This window comes from Streptomyces sp. Q6 (genome assembly GCF_036967205.1).
GTDB classification, from domain to species: domain Bacteria; phylum Actinomycetota; class Actinomycetes; order Streptomycetales; family Streptomycetaceae; genus Streptomyces; species Streptomyces citrinus.
Window position 1 is genome coordinate 6,422,016 of sequence record NZ_CP146022.1, and the last position, 13,566, is coordinate 6,435,581.

General features: G+C 70.1%; 11 protein-coding genes and 1 riboswitch. Of the genes, 6 read left to right on the plus strand and 5 right to left on the minus strand.

Translation table 11 applies throughout. The features are described 5' to 3' along the window. Positions 1 to 50 precede the first annotated feature (50 nt). Together V2W30_RS29895 and V2W30_RS29900 are read right to left on the minus strand one after the other, a co-directional pair. Positions 51 to 971 carry a sucrase/ferredoxin-like family protein gene (locus V2W30_RS29895; protein ID WP_338701330.1) on the minus strand — a complete coding sequence of 307 codons (921 nt, stop codon included), beginning with the start codon at positions 969 to 971 and terminating at the stop codon, positions 51 to 53. Between the two features lie 27 nt (positions 972 to 998). Beyond that, the gene (locus V2W30_RS29900) at positions 999 to 2,267 is read right to left on the minus strand and encodes a citrate synthase (RefSeq protein ID WP_338701332.1); all 1,269 of its coding nucleotides are present in this window, start codon (positions 2,265 to 2,267) and stop codon (positions 999 to 1,001) included. 97 nt (positions 2,268 to 2,364) lie between these two features. Between V2W30_RS29900 and V2W30_RS29905 the strand changes: the two genes are divergently transcribed. Further along, positions 2,365 to 3,534 carry a citrate synthase/methylcitrate synthase gene (locus tag V2W30_RS29905; protein WP_338701334.1) on the plus strand — a complete coding sequence of 390 codons (1,170 nt, stop codon included), beginning with the start codon at positions 2,365 to 2,367 and terminating at the stop codon, positions 3,532 to 3,534. A gap of 58 nt (positions 3,535 to 3,592) precedes the next feature. On the opposite strand, the gene V2W30_RS29910 is transcribed toward V2W30_RS29905, so the two are convergent. Continuing rightward, on the minus strand, positions 3,593 to 3,829 hold the full coding sequence (locus V2W30_RS29910) for a hypothetical protein (RefSeq protein ID WP_338701337.1): 237 nt from the start codon (positions 3,827 to 3,829) through the stop codon (positions 3,593 to 3,595). Between the two features lie 188 nt (positions 3,830 to 4,017). Further along, on the minus strand, positions 4,018 to 4,548 hold the full coding sequence (locus V2W30_RS29915) for a DUF6082 family protein (protein WP_338701338.1): 531 nt from the start codon (positions 4,546 to 4,548) through the stop codon (positions 4,018 to 4,020). A gap of 321 nt (positions 4,549 to 4,869) precedes the next feature. On the opposite strand from V2W30_RS29915, the gene V2W30_RS29920 reads away from it, so the two are divergent. Then, positions 4,870 to 5,931, plus strand: coding sequence for a CobW family GTP-binding protein (locus V2W30_RS29920; protein WP_425244612.1), 1,062 nt, complete (start codon positions 4,870 to 4,872; stop codon positions 5,929 to 5,931). On the opposite strand, the gene V2W30_RS29925 is transcribed toward V2W30_RS29920, so the two are convergent. After that, the gene (locus tag V2W30_RS29925; protein WP_338701339.1) at positions 5,928 to 8,384 is read right to left on the minus strand and encodes a DNA topoisomerase IV subunit A; all 2,457 of its coding nucleotides are present in this window, start codon (positions 8,382 to 8,384) and stop codon (positions 5,928 to 5,930) included. The two genes, V2W30_RS29920 and V2W30_RS29925, sit on opposite strands and share 4 nt — an antisense overlap. A 283-nt stretch (positions 8,385 to 8,667) precedes the next feature. Here V2W30_RS29925 and V2W30_RS29930 point away from each other — a divergent pair, with 283 nt between their 5' ends. The 4 genes from V2W30_RS29930 to V2W30_RS29945 all read left to right on the plus strand — a co-directional run bounded on the left by V2W30_RS29930 (position 8,668) and on the right by V2W30_RS29945 (position 13,516). Continuing rightward, complete coding sequence (locus tag V2W30_RS29930) at positions 8,668 to 10,008, plus strand: pitrilysin family protein (protein ID WP_338701341.1); 1,341 nt, start codon at positions 8,668 to 8,670, stop codon at positions 10,006 to 10,008. Between the two features lie 17 nt (positions 10,009 to 10,025). Then, positions 10,026 to 11,393 (plus strand): pitrilysin family protein, encoded by a 1,368-nt coding sequence (locus V2W30_RS29935; protein ID WP_338703821.1) that lies wholly within the window; start codon positions 10,026 to 10,028, stop codon positions 11,391 to 11,393. Positions 11,394 to 11,643: 250 nt separating this feature from the next. Beyond that, positions 11,644 to 11,807: riboswitch (cyclic di-AMP (ydaO/yuaA leader) on the plus strand. A 12-nt stretch (positions 11,808 to 11,819) separates the two neighbouring features. Continuing rightward, positions 11,820 to 12,608, plus strand: coding sequence for a M23 family metallopeptidase (locus tag V2W30_RS29940; RefSeq protein WP_338701343.1), 789 nt, complete (start codon positions 11,820 to 11,822; stop codon positions 12,606 to 12,608). Between the two features lie 221 nt (positions 12,609 to 12,829). Beyond that, positions 12,830 to 13,516 carry a GntR family transcriptional regulator gene (locus V2W30_RS29945; RefSeq protein WP_338701345.1) on the plus strand — a complete coding sequence of 229 codons (687 nt, stop codon included), beginning with the start codon at positions 12,830 to 12,832 and terminating at the stop codon, positions 13,514 to 13,516. Positions 13,517 to 13,566 lie beyond the last annotated feature (50 nt).

A 13,566-nucleotide genomic window follows, 5' to 3' on the forward strand; every position in this document is an offset into this window, starting at 1 on the left:
CGCGTCTACAGGGCGAGAACCCCGCATCCAATAGGGCGAGAACTTCGCTTCTACGCTGCGGGAACCTCACGTACAGCCACGACATCCATGCGGGCCGGAGACGCCAGGGCGGCGCCGCAGCTCTCCGGGCGCGGAGGCAGCGAGGCCCCCTGGACGACCGTCACGCTCCAGTGGCGGCCGTCGACGTGGGCGACGGTCACTTCCCAGGAAGGGGCGTCGGTCCCGACCGCCTCCGTCCGTACGAGGATCAGGTCGTCGGCGCCGAACGCGGAGGCCGCCTGCCGCACAGCGAGCTCCGCCGCCTGCCCCGGGCGGTCCCAGGCGGAGCTGCCGCGGCACCCCTCGGTGACGATCCGGCCCGAGCGCACCGCCTCCAGAACCTCTTTGACGTCGGCTGTCGTCGCCCTTCCATAGGCGTAGCCGTACGGGAGCACCAACAAGGTGGGGGAGAAACGGTGCCCGCCCAGGTGCGTGACCTCCCAGACGCCCTCTTCGCCGGAGAGGGCGAGTTCGGAGGCGAGCGGACGTCCCAGCAGGGCGCAGCAGCGGTCGCGCTTGCCGTTCGTGCAGACGAGCGCGAGCGGGGCGCCTCCATGCGGCTCGCCGAAGCCGCCGTGGTCGCCCGCCCCCAAGGAAGCGAAGTCGAGCCGCGTCAGCGCTTCAGGGTCGGCGACCGTGGCACTCCGCAGCCACGCGTTACCCGGAGCCGTGTGGGCCACATACACCTGATGGCGGGTCGGAGCGTGGAAGTCCGCATGCCGGCCGGGGCGCCGGATGAGCGCCACACGCACTCCGGTGCCCTCGGCGGCCGCCTCCAGCGCACGGCCCACGTCAGGGTCCAGATGGCTGGAGGTCAGGGCCTTGGCGCCCCACGGCCCGGACTGCTCGATCAACAGCCAGGTCCGGGCGGTGGCCGCGGTGCCCGCGAGGGGTTCGTCCAGGTCCTGCGAGGCGGTCGCGCACGTACTCACACAGGCGAGCCTAACCTGCCCGCGAGATCACTCCTCGCCGTGTGGTGACGGCAGGGGCTGCGGTGGACGCAGGCCTACGTAGTGGCCTGATGGGCGCATACGGAGCGGACGTTCGCCGTACTCCTCCAAAGCGTGCGCGATCCAGCCCGCGGTGCGGCCGACCGCGAAGATCGTCTCGCCCGCCTCGGCGGCCATCCCGAACGACGTGGTGAACACGGCGAGCGCCAGGTCCACGTTGGCGTGCAGGTCCGTGTGGCGTGCGGTCGTCGCCACGACGTCCCGTGCCGCCTCCAGGGCGGGGTGCGCGTCCGGCAGTTCCTCCAGGCACGCGAACAGGGCCTGGGCGCGCGGGTCCTCGCTCTTGTAGAGGCGGTGGCCGAGCCCGGGGACACGGCGGCCGGCCCGCAGCTCGTCGGCGACCACCGGCCCGGCGCTGCCCCGCTCCAGGACCTCCAGGAGCATCCGGTGGGCCAGCCCGCTGGCCGCGCCGTGCAGCGGCCCCTCCAGGACTCCCAGGCCCGCGGAGACGGCCGCGTAGGCGTGGGCGCGTGCCGACGCCGCGACCCGCACGGCGAGCGTGGACGCGGCCAGGTCGTGGTCGACCAGGAGCGCAAGTGCCGTGTCCAGAGCCCGCAGTGACGCCTCGTCAGGCCTCTTGTACGTCAGTCGACCCCAGAGGCGCTGCGCGATCGGCTGGCCGTCCATGTAGGTGGCGTTCCGCAGCGGCAGCGCGGCGGCGAGCGTCGGGATCAGGGAGCGCGCGGCGCCGAGGACGGACTGCTCGGAGAGGTCGTAGCGCAGCGGGTCCGCCGTCGCGGCGGCGACGGCCGCCACCCGCAACCGGTCGACGGGGCTGCTGTGTTCGGGCAGCGCGCCGACTGCGCGGCGGGCAGCGGCGAGGGACTCCTTGGGTGCCGCGAACCGGGCGCCGGACCGCAGTGATCCCGTCCACAGCCATTCCGCGACCTCTTCGTACGAATGGCGGGCGGCGAGGGCCGCGGCGTCGACCCCCCTGAAGAAGTACCTGTCGTCCTCGATGAGGGTGATCCGGGTGCGGACGGACAGCTCGTTCGTGCCCGAACTCGGCGCGCTCTCACGCCTGTTACGACGGGCGAGGGCGTCGACCTCACCCGGGTCGAAGGTACTGCCCCTGCCGTCCGGTTTCCGCCTGCTGGAGAGCTGCCCACGGCTCACGTACGCGTACACGGTCTCGGGCTTCACGCCGAGCCGTTCGGCGGTCTCTTTGGTGCTCAGTCGGCGGGCCTGCTGCGCCGGTGCCGGCTCTTCATCCCTCATGGGCGTCACCGTATCCGCATCGCGATGTATTGACTGGATCAATATTGACAGAGATTGAGTCAAGCATGGACAGTCGAATCAAGTCCAGGGAGGAAACATGCCGATCAACGGGACCACTGCCGCCCCCGTCGCCGACGTACCGCGAGGGCTCGCGGGCGTCATCGTCACCGACACCGCACTCGGGGACGTCAGGGGGCGCGAGGGCTTCTACCACTACCGCCAGTACTCCGCCGTCGATCTCGCGCAGACCCGCGGATTCGAGGACGTCTGGCATTTGATGATCCACGGCGAGCTGCCCGACGCCCCCCGGTCGGCCGCCTTCGCGCGGGAGACGGCGGCACTGCGGGGCCTGCCCGACGAGGTGCGCGCGGCGCTCCCGGCGATCGCTCGCGCCGGAGCCGTGTCCGGACCGCTTGCGGGACTGCGCACCGCGCTCTCGCTGTTCGGCGCGTCCCGCGGTTTCCGTCCCGTCTACGACATCGACGCCGACCGGCGCCGCGCGGACACCCTCGCGGCCGCGGCCGTGGTCCCCACGATGTTGACGGCACTGCACCGGCTCGGTGAGGGCCTCGACCCCGTGGAGCCGCGCGAGGACCTCTCGTACGCGGCCAACTACCTCTACATGTTGACGGGTTCGGAGCCCGAACCCGCCCATGCGCGGGCCATCGAGCAGTACCTCATCTCAACCATTGATCACGGTTTCAATGCATCAACTTTCACCGGGCGCGTCATCGCGTCGACCGGAGCCGATGTCACGGCCTGTCTCGTCGGGGCGGTCGGTGCCCTCTCCGGGCCGCTGCACGGAGGGGCGCCCAGCCGTGCGCTGGACACGCTGGACGCGATCGGCACCCCGGACCGCATCGATGCCTGGATTCGCGAGCGCGTGTCGGCCGGTGACCGGATCATGGGGTTCGGGCACCCCGTCTACCGCACGGAGGACCCGCGTTCGCGCATGCTGCGCGGCATCGCGGAGCGGTTCGGCGGACCGCTCGTGGAGTTCGCCGTCGAGGTCGAACGGCACGTCGAGGCGATCCTGGCGGAGCTGAAGCCGGGCCGCGAACTGCACACGAACGTGGAGTTCTACGCCGGCGTGGTCATGGAGCTGTGCGGGCTGCCGCGCACGATGTTCACGCCCACGTTCGCGGCGGCCCGGGTCGTCGGCTGGAGCGCCAACATCCTTGAGCAGGCGGAGGATTCGAAGATCATCCGGCCTGCGGCGCGCTACGTCGGGACGGAGCCGCCGGTGGCGGTGCCTGTCATGCCGTGACGAACGGCCGCGGCGGCCGACCCGGGGTTGTGGGTCGACCGCCGCGGGCGGAGGGTGATCAGGCGTCCGGGATGTCGCTCTTGGCGCGTACCAAGGTCTCCCGGTTCACGATCACGATGCGCTCGTAGTCAGCGACGCCCGCGTCCTTCGGAAGTTCGTTCCTGAGGTCCGCGGTCGCCTCGGTGCCGATCACGGCGAAGTTCCCGTCGCTGAGTTCGAATACATCGGGGCAGGTCGCGCCGGAGGTGCTTCCACGGGCGCTCGGGGGCACCCCGATGCGACGTACGATCTTCAAGGGAAACCGGTTCCTTCTGGGCATGGTGACGTGAGGCGTCACGCGTCGTGCGCCTGGGTGGGGCGCGAATAGCCTAGCCCTGATTCCAGGGGGAGTTGGCGACTGTCACCGGGATGGGCGAAGGCCTTCGAGTCCCCGCAGACCAAGGCCCCCGGACCGGATCGGGCCCAGGGTCGACGCGCTCGTTCTCACGCCTGGGGTGGCTCGCCCACCACCCACCACTCGTCCGTCTCCGCGTCCTCCAGTTCCTTGAAGAGCGCGTCGGCGATCCGCCCCATCTCCGCCTCCGTGGACCTCGGGTCGAGCGAGGCGCGATGGTGGCGGGTCGCCTCCCAGTAGTCACGGATGTACGCGCTCTGGAAGAGCTCCCGCAGGCGTCCGAAGACCTCGCGTTTGGTCAGCGCCCCGGAGTCGTACAGGTGGAAGACCTGGACGTACCAGAGGTTGGCGTACAGGAACTGACGCCGCTTCTCCGGGGAGAGGTCCTGGCCGTAATTGTCGATCACGACGGCCAGCGACGGGTCGTCCAGGGCCTTGGTCAGCAAATCCCAGTGCATGCGTTGCTGATGCGCACGTGCCTGTCGGTGCCGCTCGGCCGCGGCCGACTTCCGGGCCGGGCGGCCGAACCGCTGCCAGAGGTGCAGGCCGGCGGCCCCTGCGATTCCGCCCGCGACCGCGGCGGACACCGTCCGCCACGCTCCATAACTCTGTGTGGTCATGTCAACCCCCGATTCAGGCGACCGTCCGCCGGTCGTCGGGTGCGGGGCGACAGTGGTGGGGACCGGCGAAGCGGTGGGCGGCGCGCTTGCCGTCTCCCAGGGTGCCGAGCGGCTCTGATCGGCAGGGAGGCGGAGAGGAGGCGCACGGAGGGATGCTCAGGTCGCGAAAACCGGCGCCATGTCCAACGTGTGCCCCGCGAGCGCCGTTAGCAATCGTTCACTACGCGGCCTTTCTACGCGCTCGTATCCTGGGGCGGCATTCATTCTCCGTACGAGAGCCGGTCCTCGAGCCGGTGCACGCTTCGGCGTGAGAGAGGTCGCGTGTTGAGCAAGGTGAACCCGCAGCAGATCCCCGTCGTCGTCCTCGCGGGCTTCCTCGGATCAGGGAAGACCACCCTGCTCAACCACCTTCTGCACCGCAGCGGAGGCACCCGTATCGGCGCGATCGTCAATGACTTCGGGGCCATCGAGATCGACGCGATGGCGGTCGCGGGCCAGCTCGGTGACTCCACCGTGTCGCTCGGCAACGGCTGTCTGTGCTGCGCCGTGGACGCGAGTGAACTTGATCTGTATCTGGACAAGTTGACTCGTCCCGTCAATGACCGTCATGCCATCGACGTCATCGTGATCGAGGCGAGCGGCATCGCGGAACCGCAGGAACTGGTGCGCATGGTGCTCGCCAGCGAGAACCCGCGGATCGTGTACGGCGGCCTGGTCGAGGTCGTCGACGCCGCCGAGTTCGATGCCACGCGCGAGAAGCACCCGGAGGTGGAGCGGCACCTGGGGATCGCCGACCTCGTCGTGGTGAACAAGGCCGACCGCGTGGAGGAGGCCGAGCGGGAACGGGTGCTGAGTGTCGCGCGGGCGGCCGCGGCACGGGCCGCCGTCGTGTCCGCGTCGTACGGGCGCGTCGACCCCGAGCTGCTCTTCGACTGCCGCCCCACGGAGGAGCGGATCGGACAGTTGTCGTTCGACGACATGCACCGGCACGACGACTCCTCACAGCCGCACACCGGGCATCTGCACTCCGCCTACGAGAGCGTCGCGTTCACCTCGGACATGCCGATGGACCCGCGCCGGCTGATGGATTTCCTCGACCGCCGGTCCGACGGGCTGTACCGCATCAAGGGCTACGTCGACTTCGGCACCGCCGACGTCCGCAACCGGTACGCCGTGCACGCCGTCGGACGGTTCCTGCGGTTCTATCCCGAGCCGTGGCCCGCGCAGGAGCCCCGGCTGACGCAGCTCGTCCTCATCGGCACGGACATCGACACCGAAGGGCTCCGCAAGCAACTCGACGCCTGTACGAGCGACGCCCCGCACACCGTGGACGAGCACAGCATGTGGGGCGTTCTCCGCTACGTGCAGGACAAGGAGTTCTAGGCGGGTCCCGCCACCACCGACACCGTCTTCGCGAGGGAGAGACCCGAGCCGTCACGGCGCGGGTCCATCTCCGGCAGCTCGGCCGGTGTGCCGTTCTTCTGCGCCGCGCGCGCGGGCGCCGGGCCTGCCCAGGCCAGGCTCAGGCAGTCCTCGCCCTTCAGGAACCGCTGGCACCGCACACCACCGGTCGCCCGGCCCTTGCGCGGATACTGGTCGAACGGCGTGAGCTTGGCCGTCGTCTGCACCGAGTCGTCGAGCGTGCCGCGCGAGCCCGCCACCGTGAAGACCACGGCGTCCGCCGCCGGGTCGACCGCCGTGAACGAGATGACCTTCGCGCCGGTCGCCAGCTTGATGCCGGCCATGCCGCCCGCGGGACGCCCCTGCGGGCGCACGATGCTCGCCTGGAAGCGCAGGAGCTGGGCGTCGTCCGTGATGAAGACCAGGTCCTCCTCGCCGGTCCGCAGCTCCACGGCGCCCACGATCCGGTCGCCGTCCTTCAGAGTGATGACCTCCAGCTCCTCCTTGTTGGACGGATAGTCGGGCACCACGCGCTTGACGATGCCCTGTTCCGTACCGATGGCGAGGCCGGGGGAGGACTCGTCCAGCGTCGTCAGACAGACGACCGTCTCGTCGGCCTCCAAGGAGGAGAGGAATTCGGAGATGGGCGCGCCGCCGGAGAGGTTCGGCGTGGCCGCCGTGTCCGGGAGCTGCGGCAGGTCGATCACGTTCAGCCGCAGCAGCCGGCCCGCGGAGGTGACCGCGCCGATCTCGCCGCGCGCCGTCGCCGGCACCGCGGAGACGATCACGTCGTGCTTGACGCGCTTGCCGTCCTCGTCGTTCGTGAACGGCTCCCCGTTCGCCGTGCGGGCCAGCAGACCCGTCGACGACAGCAGGACGCGGCACGGGTCGTCGGCCACCTGGAGCGACGACGCGGCCACCGGGGCGCCCGCGGACTCCAGGAGCACGGTACGCCGGTCGGAGCCGAACTGCTTCGCCACCGCGGCCAGTTCGGAGGAGACCAGCTTGCGCAGCTCCGTGTCCGAGTCGAGGATCCCGGTCAGCTCGTCGATCTCGCCGTTGAGCTTGTCGCGCTCCGACTCCAGCTCGATACGGTCGAACTTGGTGAGCCGGCGCAGCGGCGTGTCCAGGATGTACTGCGTCTGGATCTCGCTCAGCGAGAAGCGCTCGATGAGGCGCTCCTTGGCCTGTGCGCTGTTGTCGCTGGAGCGGATGAGGCGGATGACCTCGTCGATGTCCACCAGAGCGACGAGGAGGCCCTCCACCAGGTGGAGGCGGGCCTGCTTCTTGCTGCGGCGGAACTCGCTGCGGCGGCGCACCACGGTGAAGCGGTGGTCCAGGTAGACCTCGAGGAGCTCCTTGAGGCCGAGGGTGAGCGGCTGACCGTCCACCAGCGCCACGTTGTTGATGCCGAAGGACTCCTCCATCGGCGTCAGCTTGTAGAGCTGCTCGAGGACGGCCTCCGGCACGAAGCCGTTCTTGACCTCGATGACCAGGCGCAGGCCGTGCTCGCGGTCGGTGAGGTCCTTGACGTCGGCGATGCCCTGGAGCTTCTTCGAGCCGACCAGTTCCTTGATCTTCGCGATGACCTTCTCGGGGCCCACCGCGAAGGGCAGTTCGGTGACGACGAGACCCTTGCGGCGCGCCGTGACGTTCTCCACGGCGACCGTCGCACGGATCTTGAAAGTGCCGCGACCCGACTCGTAGGCGTCCTTGATGCCGGTCAGGCCGACGATCCTGCCGCCGGTGGGCAGGTCGGGGCCGGGCACGAACTTCATGAGCGTCTCGAGGTCGGCGCCCGGGTGCCTGATCAAGTGCCGGGCGGCCGCGATGACTTCGCCCAGGTTGTGCGGCGGCATGTTCGTCGCCATGCCGACCGCGATGCCCGACGTGCCGTTGACCAGCAGGTTCGGGTAGGCCGCCGGGAGGACGACGGGCTCCTGCTCCTGCCCGTCGTAGTTCGGTGTGAAGTCGACCGTGTCCTCGTCGATCGAGTCGGTCATCAGGGACGCGGCGGCGTCCATCTTGCACTCGGTGTAACGCATGGCGGCCGGGCGGTCGTCATTGCCCAGCGAACCGAAGTTGCCGTGGCCGTCGACCAGCGGCACGCGCATGGAGAACGGCTGGGCCAGGCGCACCAGGGCGTCGTAGATCGACGCGTCGCCATGGGGGTGCAACTTACCCATGACCTCGCCCACGACGCGGGCGCACTTCACGTAGCCGCGATCGGGGCGCAGGCCCATCTCGTTCATCTGGTACACGATCCGCCGGTGGACGGGCTTCATCCCGTCCCGGGCGTCGGGCAGGGCGCGCGAGTAGATGACCGAGTACGCGTACTCCAGGTAGGAGCCCTGCATTTCGTCGACCACGTCGATGTCGAGGATCTTCTCCTCGAAGTCGTCGGGCGGCGGGGTCTTCGTGCTGCGGCGGGCCATCGCTGCTGCGGCTCCTTCACCAACATGAACAGGTACATGAACAGATACATGAACGGGAACTGTCGCGGACCATTGTGGACCGCCCCACTGACAACCCTGCCCGCGACCCGTCCGTACGGGCTGCTTCGCGGTCCTCACGAGGGTCCCTTGCTCGCTTACGGCGTAGACCGAGCGGGAACTTCGTCAGGGGTCGGCACGCTTGCATACAGTGGCAGGACTGGCAGCAGCTCTGTGGTTTGCTGCGTGTTTTGCGTTCTCCGCGATCGAAGGGACGTACATGCCCATGGGTCACACGGCCACCGCCGAGGCCGGCTCCGGCGGCCTGACAGCGACCGAGCACCGGCTGGCCAACGGCCTGCGCGTGGTGCTCTCCGAGGACCACCTGACCCCGGTCGCCGCGGTCTGCCTCTGGTACGACGTCGGCTCGCGCCACGAGGTCAAGGGCCGTACGGGCCTGGCTCACCTTTTCGAGCACCTGATGTTCCAGGGCTCGAAGCAGGTGCACGGCAACGGCCACTTCGAACTGGTCCAGGGCGCGGGCGGCTCGCTCAACGGTACGACGAGCTTCGAGCGCACGAACTACTTCGAGACCATGCCCGCCCACCAGCTGGAGCTCGCGCTCTGGCTGGAGGCCGACCGCATGGGCTCGCTGCTCGCGGCGCTCGACGACGAGTCGATGGAGAACCAGCGCGACGTCGTCAAGAACGAGCGCCGGCAGCGGTACGACAACGTGCCCTACGGCACCGCGTTCGAGAAACTGACCGCCCTCATGTACCCCGAGGGCCACCCGTACCACCACACGCCCATCGGCTCCATGGCCGACCTGGACGCGGCCACCCTCGAAGACGCGCGGAACTTCTTCCGCACCTACTACGCGCCCAACAACGCGGTGCTCTCCGTAGTGGGCGACATCGACCCCGAGGAGACGCTCGCCTGGGTCGAGAAGTACTTCGGTTCCATCCCCGGCCACGACGGCAAGGCCGCGCCGCGCGACGGCTCCCTGCCCGACGTCATCGGTGAGGAACTGCGCGAGGTCGTCGAGGAGGACGTGCCCGCGCGCGCCCTGATGGCGGCCTACCGGCTCCCCGAGGACGGCACGCGCGCGGGTGACGCCGCGGACCTCGCCCTGACCGTGCTGGGCGGCGGCGAGTCCTCGCGGCTCTACAACCGCCTCGTCCGCCGCGACCGCACCGCCGTGGCCGCCGGGTTCGGTCTGCTGCGCCTGTCCGGGGCGCCGTCCCTGGGCTGGCTCGACGTGAAGACCTCCGGTGACGTCGAGGTGCCGGTGATCGAGGCAGCCGTCGACGAGGAGCTCGCCCGGTTCGCCGAGGAAGGCCCCACCGCCGAGGAGATGGAGCGCGCCCAGGCCCAGTTGGAGCGCGAGTGGCTCGACCGGCTCGGCACCGTCGCGGGCCGCGCCGACGAACTGTGCCGCTACGCCGTCCTGTTCGGCGACCCGCAGCTCGCCCTCACCGCCGTACAGCGCGTCCTGGACGTGACCGCCGAGGAGGTCCAGGAGATCGCCAAGGCCCGCCTGCGCCCCGACAACCGCGCGGTCCTCGTGTACGAGCCCACGGCACCCGCCGAGACCGAAGACGACAGCGACGAGGAGGCGGGCCGGTGACCGAGCAGCTCGCGACCATGGACTTCCACCCCCAGCCGCAGGCCGGCGCCGCCAAGCCGTGGGCCTTCCCGGCCCCGGAGCGCGGTCAGCTCGGCAACGGCCTGACCGTGCTGCGCTGTCACCGCCCCGGCCAGCAGGTCGTCGCCGTCGAGGTCAACCTGGAGGCGCCTCTGGACGCCGAGCCCGCCGGGCTCGACGGCGTCGCCACGATCATGGCGCGTGCCTTCAACGAGGGCACCGACAAGCACTCCGCCGAGGAGTTCGCGGCCGAACTGGAGCGCTGCGGCGCCACGATGGACGCGCACGCCGACCACCCCGGCGTCCGCGTCTCCCTCGAGGTGCCCGTCTCCCGGCTCCCGAAGGCGCTCGCGCTGCTCGCCGACGCCCTGCGCGCGCCCGCCTTCGCCGACAGCGAGATCGAGCGCCTGGTGCGCAACCGCCTGGACGAGATCCCGCACGAGAGCGCCAATCCGGCCCGCCGCGCAGCCAAGGAGCTCTCCCGGCAGCTCTTCCCGGCCACCGCGCGGATGTCGCGCCCGCGTCAGGGCACCGAGGAGACCGTCGCCGCCATCGACGCGGCCGCCGTACGCGCCTTCTACGAGAAGCACGTACGCCCCGCCACGGCCACGGCCGTGGTGGTGGGCGACCTGACGGGCGTCGACGTCGACGCCCTCCTGGGGGACACGCTCGGCGCCTGGACCGGCGACACCACCGAGTCCCGTCCCGTCGCGCCGGTCACCGCCGACGACACCGGACGGGTCGTCATCGTGGACCGCCCGGGCGCCGTGCAGACGCAGCTGCTCATCGGCCGCATCGGACCCGACCGGCACGACCGTGTGTGGGCCGCGCAGATCCTCGGTACGTACTGCCTCGGCGGCACCCTCACGTCGCGTCTGGACCGTGTCCTGCGCGAGGAGAAGGGCTACACCTACGGGGTGCGTTCCTTCGCCCAGGTGCTGCGTTCGGCGCCGGACGGGACGGGCGCCGCGATGCTCGCCATCAGTGGTTCCGTGGACACGCCGAACACCGGGCCGGCGCTCGACGACCTCTGGAAGGTCCTGCGCACGCTGGCCGCGGAGGGCCTCACGGACGCCGAGCGGGACACCGCGGTGCAGAACCTGGTGGGGGTGGCCCCGCTCAAGTTCGAGACCGCCGCGGCCGTCGCCGGCACGCTCGCCGACCAGGTCGAGCAGCACCTGCCGGACGACTACCAGGCCACGCTGTACCGCCAACTGGCCGCCACGGGCACCGTGGAGGCCACCGCGGCGGTCGTGAGCGCCTTCCCGGCCGACCGTCTGGTGACGATCCTGGTGGGAGACGCCGCGCAGATCGAGGAGCCCGTCAAGGCGCTCGGGATCGGCGAGGTGAGCGTCGTCGCCGGCTGACCGGACGCCCCGTACGACACCACGAAGCCCCGCAGGCCCCATAGGCCTGCGGGGCTTCGTGGTGTCGCTCACGTCCACAGTTGTCCATCTCTTGAACAGACTTGGATCGCATATGTCCGAATTGAGGTGGAGGTTGCCTGTCTGCTCTGTGGCATGCACTACAAAAGCCGGGATCCGTTTGTTGATTGAAAGATGTCCCGCTTAGCGTCGGTCCGGCTGCCCGCCAGACACACGTCGCGCCCGCGACACCGGGCAGTCATCGCCGAGTCCCCCAGGCGCGAGCCAGGGGAGCCGGGGACCCACCGCAGTCCCTGGGGTGAATCGGGCGCTCTTCCCGCGAGGGGAGGGGGCCCGTAGGAGACCTTCCTGCTCCGAACCCGTCAGCTAACCCGGTAGGCGAGAGGGAAGGAAAGGAACAGCCCCTTCATGGCGTTCACCCGTGCCACCGGGAAGCACCGTCGTCCGAGTCGCCTCACGCGTACCACCGCGCACGTCGCGGGCGTCGCGGCGCTCACCACGACGGGTGTCATCGGAGGCCTCGCCGCCCCGGCTCTCGCCGCCGACACCGCGGCCGCCGAGCAGAACGGTCTGACCCAGGCCATCGCCATCGGCGACTCCCTGGCCGACCAGATCGACGCCCAGGCCTCCGCCCAGAAGAAGGCCGCCGCCGAAGCCGCCGCCGAGAAGAAGGCGGCCGAAGAGGCGAAGAGGAAGGCCGAGGCCGAGAAGCGCGCCGCCGAGGCGAAGGCCAAGAAGGAGCGCGAGGCCAAGGAGCGCGCCGCCCGTGAGGCCGAGCGCAAGCGCCTCAACACCTACGTGGCGCCCATCTCCAACTCGTACGTCTCCACCGCCTACAAGGCGAGCAGCGGCCTGTGGTCCTCCGGCAGCCACACCGGTATCGACTTCCACGCCGCGAGCGGCACCGCGGTCCACGCCGTCGGCTCCGGCACCGTCGTCGAGGCCGGCTGGGGTGGTGCGTACGGCAACAACATCGTGATCAAGATGAACGACGGTACGTACACCCAGTACGGTCACCTGTCGTCCATCGGTGTCTCCGTGGGCCAGTCGGTCACCCCCGGCACCCAGATAGGCCTCTCCGGTGCCACGGGCAACGTCACGGGCCCGCACCTTCACTTCGAGGCCCGTACGACCGCCGAGTACGGCTCGGACATCGACCCGGTCGCGTACCTGCGCTCGCACGGCGTCAGCGTCTGACCCGTTCGACGGACCTCACGAAAGCCCCGGCTCATCGAGCCGGGGCTTTCGCGCGTGCAGACCACTCCTGTCCAAAAAATATCCATGGATTCAGGGCTGCCGTCGGAAATTCAGGGACGGTGGAATAGAGTCATTGGACAAGCGCGCTGATCGAGTGTCAATCGCGCTTGCAGGGGCGTCAATCGACCGCGTTTCGCGGGGATTAAGGCGGAGGTCGGGTCATGCGCATTCCCGCGCACTCGGTATGCACGGCGATCCGCGACGACATCGTCGCGGGTGTCTACGAGCGCGGCGGCAGGCTCACCGAGGAACTGCTCGCGCGCCGCTACGGAGTCTCGCGTGTGCCGGTCCGTGAGGCGCTGCGCACCCTGGAGGCGGAGGGGTTCGTCGTCACGCGCAGGCACGCGGGCGCGTGCGTCGCGGAGCCCACCGAGCAGGAGGCGGCCGATCTCCTGGAGATCCGCATGCTGCTCGAACCGCTGGGTGCGGCCCGCGCGGCGCAGCGCCGCACCGAGGCCCACCTCAAGGTCCTGCGCGGCCTGGTCAGGCTGGGCCAGGAGCGCTCCAGGCGAGGTCAGAGCGAGGATCTGCGCTCCCTCGGCGGCTGGTTCCACGAGACGCTCGCCCAGGCCTCGGGCAGCCCGGGTCTGATCGCCCTGCTCACCCAGCTCCGCCACAAGATCGCCTGGATGTACGCCGTGGAGACGCCGGCCCAGCCCGCCGAGTCCTGGGCGGAGCACGGCGCCATCGTCGACGCGGTGGCGCGCGGTGACGCCACGCGCGCGCGGACCCTGACCGCCCTGCACACCGAGCGGGCCACGGCGGCCCATCGGCTGCGCGTTCCCCGCGCGGGCGATCGTGTGAGGACTTCGCAACCTCCTGTAAACACGGCGGGGCTCCGCCATTAACAGGGGGGCCGTATACAAAGAAGTGCGCTATTCGCCGAATGGGTCGCGGA